Origin of the sequence: Clostridium thailandense, from assembly GCF_019207025.1 — a bacterium.
GTDB lineage: Bacteria > Bacillota > Clostridia > Clostridiales > Clostridiaceae > Clostridium_AM > Clostridium_AM thailandense.
Map to the genome: position 1 here is coordinate 54,233 of NZ_JAEEGC010000053.1, position 14,606 is coordinate 68,838.

Consider the following 14,606-nt stretch of genomic DNA (forward strand, 5'->3'; position numbering starts at 1 on the left):
TATAGATATTTTTAACAGTAAAAAAATGGAGATATTTAGTATACAGTATGGATTTCTATATCAAAAAATCTATACATTAACTACTTATCTCCATAATTATTTTGATTAATTATTAATAGTAAAATTCATCTTCACTTTACGTTTAATATTTTTGTTATTCTTTGAATGAGCATTATCCAATATATATAAAGTATATTTTTCTCCTACAATGTATCCTCCCAGTGGTGGATACACTAAAATACTTTTTCTATTTTCTGAAATCTCTATTGGCACGTCTACTAAATTTCCTTTATTATCTTTTACTAAAACATTTTTCTTAGTTGTATCATCATAACCAACTTCCGAAGTAAAATTTACTGTCCACATTTTATTTTTATCTGCTATCTTATCATCAATTTTTCTAAAATCATCATCATTACTTGCTACTATTTTATTATATACTGCAAATTCTATATTATCTCTGTTTGATGCTAATTTATTTACCACTATATTGACCTTCCCTTTTGGCGGTACTATTATTGATTTATCATAGCAGCTATCTTTCTGAACAGATATTGTTCCATCTTCTTTATAGCTTACAAAACTATAACTTGAATAATAATCAGCATTGGTTAATACTGTTAGATTATTTTGGGAATCCTCATTATCAAATTTATAGCTGTCTCCCTCCATAAGTTTTACATTGAAAAGGGCTGTATCTTTCCTTTGCTTTCCTGTTATACTTTTATCTCCTGCAAATTCCTCAGAGTCTTTGTTTGCAATCTTCTTTGCTGTTACTACTGCTTTTCCTCCTGCTGGTACAGTGATTTTATTGATAAAAAGCTGTATGTTTAATCCTTCATCTTTAATATTTCCTTTACTGTCAAAAGCAACATAATCAAAGGTTGAATTCATATCATAGTCAGTCATTAGCTGCTTTGAATTACTTAAGTCGCTATTATTAAATTCATAGCTTTCACCTTCCATTAATTTTACATTAAACAATGCTGTATCACTAGCTTTTTTTCCACTTATACACTTGTCCCCTGCAAACTCTTCATAGTTTTTTCCAGATATTTTTTTTACTGTTACTATCGCTTTTCCTCCTGCTGGAACTACTATCTTATTTATGTAGAGCTGTACGTTTAATCCCGTTACTTTAAGATTTCCCTTACTATCATAAGTAGCATAGTCAAAGGTTGAATTCATATCATAACCAGTCATTAGCTGCTTTGAGTTGCTTAAATCACTGTTATCAAATTCATAGCTGTCACCTTCCATAAGCTTTACGTTGAACAATGCTGCATCATTGATTTCTTTACTACTTATACTTTTATCTCCACTAAACTTAATTGAGGTTTTACCAGATGAAAGTTTTTTCACAGTTACAACTGCCTTTCCTCCTGAGGGTATTAATATTGTTTTATAATAAAGCTGAGTATTTAAAGCAGATTCTTTAACATTTCCTTTGTTATCATATGTAACATAGTCAAATGTTGAATATATATCATATTCAGCTGAAAGTTGTTTTGAATTTAATGAATCACTATTATCAAACTCATAGTTTTTTCCTTCATATAAATTAGCAGTAAATTGTGAATTATCCTCGGATACATAGACCAAGACATTATTATATTGCGTACTCTCTTTACTACTTGAGTTAGCTAATACACTGGTATTAGCTACTAATAAGTAACCTATTAAAAGACTTGTTATAATTCTCTTATTCAATTATAAATCCCCCTACTAATATAAAATGTTAAATAATAATCCCAAATTAGAGTAATATATACACATTATAACTTATTTTCACTTTTTTATCAAAATATAAGCTAAGACAAAAGAATTTCTCTTTGCAATAAAACTCAAAAATTGCACTCTCCCATCCAGATATGGTAAACTTGTCTAGAAGAGAGGTGTACCGAAAATGAAAAAACTAATAAAAGTCGTTGGAGCTGTTATAGAAAATGAAAATAATGAAATACTATGCGCTCTTCGTTCTCCAAAAATGTCCCTTCCAAACATCTGGGAATTTCCTGGTGGAAAAGTAGAAAAAGATGAAAATCTTAAAGAGGCTATCGAAAGAGAAATCAAAGAAGAGTTAGGATGTAATGTTGAATATTCTGGTGTCTTTAATGATAATACTCATGAATATGATACTTTTATAGTGAACTTAATTACCGTGAAGTGTAAATTAGTATCTGGCAAACCTACTGCTAACGAACATTCTAAACTTATATGGCTTAAAAGAGAAAATTTACTTTCTCTAAAATGGGCTCCTGCGGATGTTCCTGCTGTTATGCAGCTCACAGAAGAAAAGATATAGCAAAAACCGCTATATCTTTTTTTATTTTTCACCAAAGTAAAACACTGACATCAGAACTCTAATGTCAGTGCATACTTTTGCTATATTATGGAAAATAATCTAATCTTATAAATATTTCTCAACATCCTTTAAGTCATTAAAATCAAATATGCTATCTCTTATTATTTCTAAAGAATCTAAATCTGCGTTTTTTATTCCCTTCTTCATTGCTTCAGGCAAAGTCCCAAACTTCTTTGTCAATAATTTTATTGCTGTATTTATTAATTCTTCTTTTCTTGCCACTTCTCTGATTTCTTCTTTATCTTTTTCATCTATAAAAATTCTTTTTGTCATTTCATCTATCTCAATAACTTTATAATCTTCCCTCAGCGACTTATATAAGTATGCATAAGCTAAAACCTTATAATATCAAAACATGCCAAAATCAAATATTCCTAGTGATGTGCAGCTCACAGAAGAAAAGGCCTAGCAAAACACTATACCTTTTCTACAAACTCTGTATATAAACTTACTGGTGCAATATTCTGAAGCTTCATTTTTACCGTTATAGGCTTTTCTCCATGATACTCTTCAACATCTCCCTTACCTATATAAATATAAGGCTGAACAATTCCATCTATTTGTTTATACTTTCTCACAAAGATATGTAAGTTAACCCCTCTATCCCTATTGAATATGATATTTTTTCCTCTTTCAGATCCCTGAGATGTACTATTAGGGCTTTGCCACTGAAAATACTGTCTATCTAAGAATTTATCTTTATAATTTATACTTTCCTTTATATTCTCTTCTTTATGCAGATCTATAAATAAAAAATATTCCTTTCCATTGGTTATAAGTCCACTACCTCTAAAAGAACTGTGTGTTTTCGTATAATTTGATAAAAGTGCTGTATCTATCATTTGATACTGTTCATATAGATTAAAGAAAGGCACTCCATAATATTTACTTCCAAATTCCTTTTCATATCTTATAAGCGCATAATTTATAAGATCTTCAATATATATTCTGTATTTTTTATTTTGCACTGTCTTTTTAAAATTCCATGTACTGCTTAAAACTTTATCTTTTAACTCAAAGCACTTTATATTATTTTTAATTTGTGATGAATCATAATAACTTCCATTTAAGCAATTCAATGCATGAAGAACGCTTTCATCATCAACATAATCTATATATTTAAGTATTTCACTCTTAGCTTTCTCTACACTTATTCCTTCATTACTTAACATATACTTTAATATGCTAAATTCATATATCCTTTTTATCGGCAGCTTACTTGAAAGTTCTTTAAGAATTTTTAGGAATACCTCATCCTCCAGTAAACTCCTAAGTTCATCATCCTTTTCCATATTAGCCACAAAACCAATATAGGTCTTTTCCTTATTTAAAAACTTAAGGGGATCTGGTGCACCATCATATTTTACATAATCTATTAATAAATAAGGTACTTTGTCTCCATTCATCCTTTTAAATTCAAAATATTCTTCTCTCAAATATTTCATTGAATTAAAATTTTCTTCATTTAACTGCTCTAGTATTCGCTCCTGAGCTATCCTGTCCATTTGAATATTTGTGCAGCCTAGAATGTTGGCAAATTGAGTTGCAACTGCTACCTTTAAGCTGTCCTTATCGTAATATCTTGATCCGTTTAATGCTATAGCTATTAAAAAAGCTTTATTATGATTTCCTATAAAATCTAACACAGTTAAAAAGGACTTGCTCTCATGCTTTCTAAGTCCTCTACCTAACTGCTGAATAAATATTATTGGTGAATCTGTTGGTCTAAGCATTAAAACTAAATTAATTGAAGGTATATCTACCCCTTCATTAAATATGTCCACTGTAAATATTACTTCTAAATCGTCTTCATCAGACTCCAATTTTTTAATGTAATTTTCTCTCTCCTCTGAGGAATTCTGTCCTGTTAGAGCAATGCTTTTTATTCCCCTTTTGTTGAATTCCTCTGCCATATATTCTGCGTGATCAATTCCCACACAAAAACCAATACATTTTCTCTTTTCTCCATCATGACCATAAAAATTCATCTTTTCAATTATAAAATCTACTCTTTCGTTGACCTTTAATCTTTTAGCTATTTCTGTTTTATCATTAATGCTTACACCCTCTAGATCCACTCCTTCAATATCTGTTATTCCAAAGTAATGGAAAGGTATTACTAAATTCAACTCTAAAGCTTCTCTTAGCCTCACCTCTAAAGCTACATTATAAAAAATGTCAAATATACTTTCACCATCACATCTTTCTGGAGTGGCAGTCATTCCAAGTATAAACTTAGGATTAAAATATTCCATAACCTTTTTATAAGATGGACTAGATGAGTGATGAGCTTCATCTATAATTATGTATTCAAATTCCTCTCTACCAAATTTTTCAAGGTGCAGGTTCATTGATTGAATAGTGGAAAATAAATAATCTGAATCTATATCTTTACTGCTTCCTGTTAGAAGTCCCGTAGTCTTTTGTTTATTCTTTACTAGCTTTCTAAAGGTTTTTTCCGCACTTTTTAATATTTCTTCTCTATTTACTAGAAAAAGCATTTTTCTTGGTTTAAAATTTATAACATCAAAAGCTGACATATAGGTTTTACCAGTACCAGTTGCGGCTATAACTAAAGCTCTGTTTTCTCCAAAGCCTCTTAACCTGTTTAAATTATCTATTGCCCTTTTTTGCATATGATTAGGCTTTATCAATTCATAATCATCAAAATCCAGCTTTTTGATCTTTTCTACTTTTTTTATTTCACTTATAAAGCTGCTATAGTTATTCAAAAACTCTTCAGTTACAATATTGGTATCTTCCCATAACTTTAGATATTCTTCTAATACTTCTTTTACAAAACTGTTATCCTTTTTAGAAACAACCCTGACATTCCATTCAATATTACTCTTCAAAGCACGCTGAGTTATGTTTGAAGATCCAATAATTATTTTATACTCATCTCTATTTTCAAAGATATAGGCCTTGGTGTGAAAACCTATTTCCTTAGTAGCTATAAATATCTTTAAATCAATATTGCTAAACATTTTAATTCTTTCTAAAGCTTTTGGTTCAGTGAAATTAAGATAAGTAGATGTTACTATTTTCCCTTTAACACCTCTTTCCTCAAGTTCTTTAAAACTGTCTAATAAAAGCTGAAGACCACTGAAATTTATAAAGGCAACACTAAAATAAAACCTTTCACATTCACTTAAAGATCTTTTCAGTTCATTTAGAAGGTTACCTGTTTCAGAATTAACTATTAATTTATTATCTACTAAGAATTCTTTAGTTTCTACTTCTTTATGCTTAATATCCCAAAATTCAATTTGCTTTTCATTTATAACGTTCGATTCTCCAAGTATTGAATCCATAACTATGTTCTCCCCAACTTTTGTGTTTAATTGTACTTTTAAATTACATTGCCAATCCTAAATTTATCAATAACTAATTTGAATACATATTCCTTGCGAATTTAATTCAATAAGATCCCCTTTAGTAAGATCTAATAACTTTATTTTTCTCTTATCTTTTACTTTATATATATCATCTTTGTTTCCAAAGGTAATTGCCCACACCTCAACTTGCTGTATTTCCTTTATATTTTTCTGTAAATATTCCATTAGCTGCTCTGTGGATTTTTCTGTAAAATCATACCTCAACCAGTATACATATTTTTTCTTTATATGATAGTCTAAATTATATGGTGGATTATTACAAAAGCTTACTGTTAATCCCTTCATATCTTCTTCTGATTCGCAATAAAGTACTTCTAAATTTTCATCAAGTTCATCTAAGGGTACAGGACTTCTTGCTTGTGGATTTAACTTTTTCAGTTCTTTAACCGTCATTCTTTTTACATTTGTTAGGTCAACTTCTGGCAGTTGAGTATCTGACGCTATAAAATTGAACGTGCTCATGAATTTTATTCCTCCAAAATTTTATTAAATGCATCTGCTTATATGTAAATTTTAATAGTATTGCATGAGTTCTTAGTTTTTAAGTATATTTAAAATTTCCTTCCCATACTTCTCTACTTTCTTTTCTCCAAATCCCCTTACTTTCAATAATTCTTTCTCACTTTGAGGTCTCTTTTCTATTAAACTTTCCATTTCATCATTGTTAAAGACAAAATATGCTCTAATATTTTCTCTCTTTGAGGTTTCTAGTCTAAATTTTTTCAACTGCTCTCTTAAGGTGTTCACGTCATCTGATTGAATTTCTTTACACTTCATTAATACTTCTTCGTCTTTAACTATTTTATGACTTTTTTGTTTCTCGTATTTTTCCATTTTACTCTTATTACTATTAAAATTTGATGTTTTTTCATCTAGCTTGTATTTTGCATTATAGTCAAAAGTAATAGGCTTGTGGCTTTCTTTTAAATAATTGGCAATATTAAAAACTTCATCTTCTTTTAAATTATAGTCAATCTCATCAATCCACTTTGATAAATAACTCTCTAAATTTTCTGCTCTTATAATCTGTTCTTGGATTTCTTCAGGTGCATAACTTTTCCTTATTATAGTTTTTGGATTTGCCATTACTATAAGAGATTTCACTGGCATTTTATCTATATTAAATTTTTCTTTTAAAATCTTTTTTACCAAATTTACATGCTTTCGATTCTGTTCAACAGGACTATACATTCCACTTCTTGTAGTTTTTCCAAGCTTGTCTGTATAAACTCTTATAAAATTTCCCTCTTTGTTCACATCTATATTACCTTGAAGTTGTTTTGTTTCTAAAATACAAATATATTGCTTTGTAAGTATAAGAAAATCTATCTGTGCTGACAATCCTTCATACTCTAGTCGTATATCATGAAGGCATAGAAATGGAATATTTGCATTTTTAAGTTCAAAAAATACATTTTGCTCCCCAAACATTCCTTGTTTTAAATAAGTTATATCTCTACTGATTCGTTCTTTCTTTTCTTCATCATCCAATGTAATCATAATATTTTGCAAATCTTCTATTTGTACATTTTCTTTGCAAAATTCTTTAATAAAAACTGGGTGACTAATTAACTCCATATTTTTTTGTAAAGAACTTGTTTTGTTAATAAATGTATCTAATAAACCTTTAAAAAGTCCCATAAAATTTTCTCCTTTATATAATTCTTCTATCTATTTTTAACTAGTAATTCAACTAATTCTTTCTGCCTCTTTTTTAAAATCTCTGGTGACCATTCATTGTTATTTTCAATAAAAATTTTATTACCATAAAAAACATCAATTCTTTGTTTCAAGTATTTTTCTTTCTTTTCTTCAAAATCTAAGTTACTTAGTTTAGAATTTTTTATTTTGCTTATTAGTACTAAGTTAGCAATCTTATGAGTCCAAAAATTTCTTTCATCTTCAGTAAATACTCTGACCCAATCACTATTTCTTCCAGGATTTTGTGGCAACACATGTTCAACTGATATTTTATTATAATTCGATAGGTGAACTGTATTATCACTTAATAGATATTCCAACTTTAAAAGTAAGTATTTACAATATCGTTTATTATAAACATCTGAAGATATAGCACTTTTATAAAACTTTATATCAATATCAAATAACTCTTCGTTTTGCATAATAGTATCAATTTCATGAATTTTACATGCTTCTATTTCTTTCATTACTTTATTTATTGCTTCTAGCCTCATTGTAGGTGATACTTGACAAATCCAATCTCCTGCTACTTTGAATTCAAGTTTCTTTAAAAACTCTAATAATTTATCTGTCTTAAATTTTCTATAGTAAAAAAGTACAGCTGGAATCCATTCCTCTGATGGCAATCCTATTTTCATAATAGTGATTAAGTTTTTATATTCATTACTTAAATTTTGACCTTGAAGCTCAATTACATTATCATAAATTTCATCGTAGCAAATTAGATGCTCAATGGTTTCCTGCCCCATTTTAAGTTTGTCCTTTTTATAGATATTAGTTTCATATTCTTCCAAAAGGTTAGTTCTTGCTTTTTCTTTAACAAAAATATTTCTTATAAAATATAAAAATCTATCAAATTTTTCGCCATATTTACTTTCTAATTCTTCCCACTTTCGGGCATATAACTGAACTTCTTTTTCATCTTTTATTTTTCCAATATTTAAGGATTTTAATATATCAGCATTAGTTAAAGGAATTCCTCTATCATTTAGAATGGTAAATAATCTAAAAGCATCTTCTGTATTATCTGTTGATACGTAAATAAATAATGCATTATTTAAAAGAAATGCACCAAAACTCTCCAAATCTCCTTTATTAGTAAGAAACTCTCTCATTACAATAATTGCATTCGCCATATTACTAATCGATACATTCTCTTCCTTAGCTCTTTCTCCAAGTGCAATTTCACTTAAAGTACCATTTTCAGATATAATAAACTCTTTTATAAATGCTTCTACACTATCTCGTATATGATATGTTATTCTTTGTCTTGAAGGAATTTTTTTAAGTTTGATTTCTTTCTGATAAATCATTTCTTGAAAAACATTTTTTGAATCGTTATTATCTATTAAATCTCTTAGTACAGCTAACATCATAAAGAATGTAGTTAATCTTTGTTGTCCATCTAAGACTTCATATTCATCAAATTCATGATTATCAATTCTTTTTAAAACTAGCGACCCTAAAAAATATTCATTCTCTGGTTTATTTTCATAAGCAAAAAATAAATCATCTAAAAGATCCAATACATTATCCTTTTGCCACACATAGGAACGTTGATATTCTGGAATTACAAACCAAAAGTCTTGAGAGAAAATCTTTTGAAGCACTTCCTTATTTGCATCTATCTTTCCACTAGTCATTCAATTACCTCCTAGATTTGTAAAACAAATTTATATTTAGCACTCTTTAATCTTTACATGTGAATTATTCGCAAACCCCCTCTAGCACAATACCTTCTCCAAATCCCCCACGTTCCTCTTTCTTCTCCCTCCTCTTCCTTAAAAGCTCTTCTTCACTATACCCCATATTCTCAGCCAACCCAAAAAGAACTTCCATAACATCCGCCAATTCCTCTAAATTCTTATCCTCTAAAAACTCCTCAACCTCTTCCTTCAATTTAGCTTCTAGCAGCTTATAATGCTCTTCCTTATCAACCTTCCTAACCTCAAACTTCTTTCCATCAGCCTCTATAATCTCTGGTATTTTATCACGAACTAATTTATTATAAACCTTCATCTTACTATTCTTCCTTTGCTTTCTAAAGTAAATTTTCTCTCACCTGAAATCCCTGATTCACCGCAATTTGATATAACGGCGAAATACACTTCTTTAACTGTGAATTAAATATCTCCTTATTACAGTGCCTATAAAATTCATAAATATCCTCTAATCTAAAAGCATCCATATATTCTTCCAAAGCACTATTTACCTTCTTCTCACAAACATACATAAAAGCTTCATATTGTATATCACAAAAATCCCCTATATATTTATCATATAGCAGCAAATCATCATTTTTCTTACTATTAATATTTTTAAAAGTTGGAGTAAGGTTCCAGAACTGATCATGAAGTACAAAGCTCCAAGGTATAAAATGATCTATACTAAATACCCCATACTCCTCATAATTTTCACTATAAAACTCTTTTCCTGTATATATATCTTTTATATTTTTAGCTATAACTATTTCATTCCATAGCTTAGTTGCACTGCTTAATTTTCTAATTTTAGGTGCTTCCAGCTTTAATGCTACTGCTGGAGTGTTCGGGTTTCTCTTTTGCAAAAACACAATTATCTTATAATAAATCCAGGATTTTATTACTCTGTAGTTTTCCTTTAAATAGTCTGCCCACCCTGTATTTAATATAATTTTATCTTTAATAATTTTATACAGACAGGTTTCACTTTCTATAGATAGTTCAACTATAAGTTTATTTTTCGAACTATCCTTAACTCCTTCAAGCTGCTTCTTAAAAAAAGGAGATATAAGTCTATATGGAACATGATAAGTTAAATCTTTAATCATCCTTTGGAGTTCCTTATCTTCACTAGCAGTAATAGCCGCAAGCAGTTTTGCTTCATCACAATTCGGCTTAAATCCTAGGGTTTCTGCAATATAATTAATAGGCTTTTTTAAATTGTCAAAACTACCAAAGCTCAATCTATATTGCAAAGTTGGATACCATGCATATACTATCATCCTTGCTATTATTCTATTAAACTCAATTTCTTCCTTACCTTCGCAAACCTCATCTAATATACCTAATAACCAATACATTTTATAACTGGCAACTACCCTATCATCATCTAAAAGCGTTGAAAAAATCCTGCTTTCAACCTTATTACTATGAGGCAAATTATTTTCAATTTCTTTATTTGTTAATATGTCCATTCTAGTTTCAGTAAAATTATTCATAAACTAACCCGCAGCATTTTATTGTATTAATAATGCCCTCTCCCCAATAATATTATTTACCTCTTCACAACTCCCACAGCAATTCCCATAACCTTAGCTTCATCACTTCTAATCTGTATTGGCTCGTACTTATCATTCTCAGGCATCAAAAGTACGCTGTCCCCCATTTTTACAAATCTCTTCAAGGTAGCATTTTCACTATCCACTGCCGCTGCTACAATGTCCCTATTCTCTGCAGTTTCCTGTCTTTTAATAACCACCATATCTCCATTATCTATACCTGCACCTATCATGCTGTCTCCCTTTACTTTAAGTACAAAATATTCCTCACTGCTGTTAAACCAATGTTTTGGTAAATTTAATATATCTTCGCACTGTGAGTTCATAAAAATAGGTATACCTGCTGCTATGCTGCTGTATATCTTGAAGGAAATTAAATCCTCTACAGCATACTGAACTTCTTGTCCATCTTCTTTTACGCTTATCTCATCAATTACTTCTGAATCAGAGGTAATCATATAATCCTTACCATGCTTTAAATCAACATATTTACGGCTTTCAAGACTTTGCGGCAGCATATTTATATTAAATTCTGGTATGTCTCCCACGTTCTCAAAATCTTTGTTTATTATAATACATTCACTTCCATTGGTTGCTATTCCATACTGACAGCTGCTGCAGTTACTCATGTAACTCTTTAATTGACTTAATGCTGAAACTAAAGGACTTCCAAGTGGTTTTACTTCTGCAATTATATAGGGAAGTTCTGTACCACTGCTAAGTGTCTGAACACAGATATCTGCTGATCCAATTTTTGAAAAGTTGTTTATTTTATATTCAACCTTTAATAAGTCTTTTGGATATTTGTAATTCTCCTGCAGTTCCTTTAAAAGCCACTGCCTTACTTTCTCTTCATTTGAATATAAATCCACTAATTCCTCTGTAAAATCATAGTTTTCAAAATTTATATTATAAAACTTGCTTAATCTGCATCTATCCTTTATCCTTAAATACTTAGAGTTTATATCTTCAATAAATCTTGAAGGCTTACTGCTACTGGTCAGATATAACTGCTCTGTAGCTCTAGTCATTCCCACATAAAGTAGTTTTCTTTCCATAGATTCCTGCATAGCTTGTTCTTCTGGATCAGAATAAGAAAGATAAGGAATTACTCCTTCATTTAAAGCTATCAACATGACTACTTTAAATTCCAAACCTTTTATAGAGTGCATAGTCAGAAGCTTCACCTCTTCGCTGTCAAAATCATTATTGCTTTTTCCTACAACTACATTTGGTATTTTAGCTTTATTCAAATGGCTATTCATATTCTCCAATAAATTCTTATTTTTTGCCACTACAACTATGTCTTTATATTTATAATTCTTTGATAAGATCCTTATTTGATTTGCTACATAGGCAGCTTGTTCTTCTTCATTTAGTAGTCTTCTATATATAGGATAAGTTCCTTGTTTATCTATTAAAGAAGGTTTTACGAAGTTATCATCTTCTACAACATTACTATCCTTTTCTATTAAACTGTAGGCAGCTTGTGATATTTGTGTTGTAGTTCTATAGCTTTTAGCTAAAATATTGCTTTTCCCTTTCATATCAAAACCAATGCTGCTAAAGCTTCTTCCCTTTACAAGCCAGGAGTGAGTATATATGCTTTGAGCGTTATCTGCCACAAACATAAAGCTTGAATATTCTTTTTCTAGCTGAAGGTGTTTTAAAAATTCCAGCTGAACTCTAGTCAAATCCTGACTTTCATCTACTATTATATGAGTATACTTTTTTATTGAACTTTTCTTAACTTGATATAGAGCTATAAGTGCCATATCTTGAAAATCAAGATAACCTTCTGATTTCAATTTTTTTCTATAAAGAAGCATCAAATTAAATATAGCCTCTCTTGTCCTGGAATTCTTCATAAGCTTTTGAGGGCTTTCATTTCCTTTTTTTATTGCCCTGCCCATTCTATCTACACTTTGATACTCTTCAAGCTCCATATAATTACAAGCTTTAATCCATTCAACTTCATCCAGTAAAAATTTTGAATTTCGAATGTCTAATATGGATACATCTATATAAACCTTACTTAATTCAGCAATAGCTTGATTTATTAAGTTATACTTAATATTATTATTAATTGTTTTGTAGTTTAACCTTTTAGAATCTATGTAAATCTTATAATAATCATATATAATCTTGTCTATTGTATATATTTCAACTTTAGACTTGTCTATGGAAAATAAACTCTGAAATTCAATCTTATCTTCATCCTGAACTTTCTCATAAATGTATTTTATATAATTTACTAGGGTTTTATTAAAGGTTACTATTAATATTTTGTCATCTGCTTCAAAACAGTAGTGATTAAGTAAAAATGGTATTCTGTTTACAGCTACTGTAGTTTTTCCCGATCCTGCTACTCCCCTTATCAAACTGTGTCCTGAAGGCTTTGATTGTACTAATTTTTTTTGTTCAACATTTAGCTGCATATATTTATCCCCCTCGTACAAAATGTTAAATAATAATACCAAATTAGAGTAATATATGCATATTATAACGTATTTTTACTTTTTTATCAAAATATATGGTAAATAAAGATATTTTTCCTTTACAATAATCTCGAAAAATTGCATTAAGCTGTCCATTTATGATAAATTTGATTACTCATTAACGTTCCATATACAAATAAGCACACTTCACCCTTATCTTGTAATATATTAACTAACTCTCCATTCCTTTTTATAATCTATATGGCATTTGAACTCTTTTCCTATATAAATAAAAGCTAGCATGGATTAATTAAAACTCCATACTAGCTTTTAATAAAGTAACTTCATATGAATTATGGACTTCATCAGCCTGTGTCAAGATAAAACTTAAAAAATATTTATATTGATTTCAATTTCAGAATAGCTGCATTTATTTTTTGACGTACTTTTTTGACTTCTACTGTCTCCCATTTTATTAAAAATTTTATAAAGCTGATATTCTTGCTACTCCCAATTTTAAACAATAGCATACTAATTACTTCCCTATTTGTTTTAGTTAATTCTTCAATAAGTGCCTCCCTTGTATCTTCACCCACATTTAAAATTTTATTATATAGTTCATCCATATACACAGGTTTGTAGTTTTCCCAGCCTTTACTTGAAAAAACTATCATAGGAAGTCGACCATTATAATCTATATCCAGATAATTATTTATAATCATCCAATCTATTATCTTTGTTATTTCTTCAATAGTTAATTTATTAAAGTAACCATAACTTGGACATAGTTCAAGTTGCTTCTCTAATAGTTTCTTATCCTTTGAGCCTTTTAGTATTTTTGCAAGCATTGTTCTACCACCTACAAATATAATCTCATCTGCTGCTCTAAGAATATTTTTTATGTCTTCTTCTGATGGTTCTATTTGCCCTTTTGTGTTATTTAATTGATATGATACTTTAGATTTTTTACTCATAACTACTACTCATTCTCTCCTATCTCCTAAAGCATTTACTACTGATTCATCATTTTTAACTAGATTTATTATTTCATCTCTTCCACTTCTTCTCCTAATTTTATATAACAGTCCTTTTCATAAAAACTTATACCATATCTTATAATATTTTTATACCCTTCACTTCTAAGTTCCTGGTCATAACCTTTTTCCTTAATCTGCTTTAAAGCATCCTCTGCTCTTTTTTCTAAATCATCAATATGTTTAGCTATTTTAAATTCAATTACTATAGCTACTCCTCTTTTAGACACTGATTTTATAAATAAATCACTGCGTCCACTGCCGCCTTCTCGATTTGATTTTATTATGTAGTCATGCATATTAGCTAGAGTTCCCACTACAAAACCATGATAGAAATTTTCATAGGCATCATTAAAGCTTATAGTTTCCATAAGAAGTCTGCCAAGTTCAGCTTCAAAGATTTCAGCATCT

At 29.4% G+C, this 14,606-nt stretch carries 12 protein-coding genes; 1 reads left to right on the forward strand and 11 read right to left on the reverse strand.

Features of this window, described 5'->3' with window-relative positions:
* Window positions 1-105: 105 nt before the first annotated feature.
* Window positions 106-1,710, reverse strand: coding sequence for a hypothetical protein (locus tag I6U48_RS12645; RefSeq protein ID WP_218320826.1), 1,605 nt, complete (start codon window positions 1,708-1,710; stop codon window positions 106-108).
* Window positions 1,711-1,906: 196 nt separating this feature from the next.
* Here I6U48_RS12645 and I6U48_RS12650 point away from each other — a divergent pair, with 196 nt between their 5' ends.
* The gene (locus tag I6U48_RS12650) at window positions 1,907-2,305 is read left to right on the forward strand and encodes a (deoxy)nucleoside triphosphate pyrophosphohydrolase (RefSeq protein WP_218320827.1); all 399 of its coding nucleotides are present in this window, start codon (window positions 1,907-1,909) and stop codon (window positions 2,303-2,305) included.
* 105 nt (window positions 2,306-2,410) lie between these two features.
* On the opposite strand, the gene I6U48_RS12655 is transcribed toward I6U48_RS12650, so the two are convergent.
* The 10 genes from I6U48_RS12655 to I6U48_RS12700 all read right to left on the reverse strand — a co-directional run.
* Window positions 2,411-2,638 (reverse strand): DUF4351 domain-containing protein, encoded by a 228-nt coding sequence (locus tag I6U48_RS12655; RefSeq protein WP_218320828.1) that lies wholly within the window; start codon window positions 2,636-2,638, stop codon window positions 2,411-2,413.
* Between the two features lie 143 nt (window positions 2,639-2,781).
* Window positions 2,782-5,679 (reverse strand): DEAD/DEAH box helicase, encoded by a 2,898-nt coding sequence (locus tag I6U48_RS12660; protein WP_218320829.1) that lies wholly within the window; start codon window positions 5,677-5,679, stop codon window positions 2,782-2,784.
* Between the two features lie 66 nt (window positions 5,680-5,745).
* Entirely contained in the window at window positions 5,746-6,225 is a 480-nt protein-coding gene (locus I6U48_RS12665; protein ID WP_218320830.1) for a hypothetical protein, read from the reverse strand.
* Between the two features lie 72 nt (window positions 6,226-6,297).
* Window positions 6,298-7,404: an NERD domain-containing protein gene (locus I6U48_RS12670; protein ID WP_218320831.1), complete on the reverse strand. Its 1,107-nt coding sequence runs from the start codon at window positions 7,402-7,404 to the stop codon at window positions 6,298-6,300.
* 26 nt (window positions 7,405-7,430) lie between these two features.
* Window positions 7,431-9,107 (reverse strand): DUF262 domain-containing protein, encoded by a 1,677-nt coding sequence (locus I6U48_RS12675; protein WP_218320832.1) that lies wholly within the window; start codon window positions 9,105-9,107, stop codon window positions 7,431-7,433.
* Window positions 9,108-9,171: 64 nt separating this feature from the next.
* Complete coding sequence (locus I6U48_RS12680; protein WP_218320833.1) at window positions 9,172-9,483, reverse strand: nucleoside triphosphate pyrophosphohydrolase; 312 nt, start codon at window positions 9,481-9,483, stop codon at window positions 9,172-9,174.
* A 22-nt stretch (window positions 9,484-9,505) separates the two neighbouring features.
* Window positions 9,506-10,663 (reverse strand): HNH endonuclease domain-containing protein, encoded by a 1,158-nt coding sequence (locus tag I6U48_RS12685; RefSeq protein WP_218320834.1) that lies wholly within the window; start codon window positions 10,661-10,663, stop codon window positions 9,506-9,508.
* A 56-nt stretch (window positions 10,664-10,719) separates the two neighbouring features.
* The gene (lexA, locus tag I6U48_RS12690) at window positions 10,720-13,161 is read right to left on the reverse strand and encodes a transcriptional repressor LexA (RefSeq protein ID WP_218320835.1); all 2,442 of its coding nucleotides are present in this window, start codon (window positions 13,159-13,161) and stop codon (window positions 10,720-10,722) included.
* Window positions 13,162-13,559: 398 nt separating this feature from the next.
* Entirely contained in the window at window positions 13,560-14,135 is a 576-nt protein-coding gene (locus I6U48_RS12695; RefSeq protein ID WP_218320836.1) for an RQC-minor-1 family DNA-binding protein, read from the reverse strand.
* 68 nt (window positions 14,136-14,203) lie between these two features.
* The coding region (locus tag I6U48_RS12700) for a PD-(D/E)XK nuclease domain-containing protein (protein WP_218320837.1) at window positions 14,204-14,606 on the reverse strand (403 nt) is incomplete at its 5' end.

Excerpts from the sequence above, each read along its gene's own strand:
- I6U48_RS12650 (WP_218320827.1), top strand. The coding sequence starts at position 1,907 with ATGAAAAAACTAATAAAAGTCGTTGGAGCTGTTATAGAAAATGAAAAT.
- I6U48_RS12655 (WP_218320828.1), bottom strand. The coding sequence starts at position 2,638 with ATGACAAAAAGAATTTTTATAGATGAAAAAGATAAAGAAGAAATCAGA.
- I6U48_RS12660 (WP_218320829.1), bottom strand. The coding sequence starts at position 5,679 with ATGGATTCAATACTTGGAGAATCGAACGTTATAAATGAAAAGCAAATT.
- I6U48_RS12665 (WP_218320830.1), bottom strand. The coding sequence starts at position 6,225 with ATGAGCACGTTCAATTTTATAGCGTCAGATACTCAACTGCCAGAAGTT.
- I6U48_RS12670 (WP_218320831.1), bottom strand. The coding sequence starts at position 7,404 with ATGGGACTTTTTAAAGGTTTATTAGATACATTTATTAACAAAACAAGT.
- I6U48_RS12675 (WP_218320832.1), bottom strand. The coding sequence starts at position 9,107 with ATGACTAGTGGAAAGATAGATGCAAATAAGGAAGTGCTTCAAAAGATT.
- I6U48_RS12680 (WP_218320833.1), bottom strand. The coding sequence starts at position 9,483 with ATGAAGGTTTATAATAAATTAGTTCGTGATAAAATACCAGAGATTATA.
- I6U48_RS12685 (WP_218320834.1), bottom strand. The coding sequence starts at position 10,663 with ATGAATAATTTTACTGAAACTAGAATGGACATATTAACAAATAAAGAA.
- lexA (WP_218320835.1), bottom strand. The coding sequence starts at position 13,161 with ATGCAGCTAAATGTTGAACAAAAAAAATTAGTACAATCAAAGCCTTCA.
- I6U48_RS12695 (WP_218320836.1), bottom strand. The coding sequence starts at position 14,135 with ATGAGTAAAAAATCTAAAGTATCATATCAATTAAATAACACAAAAGGG.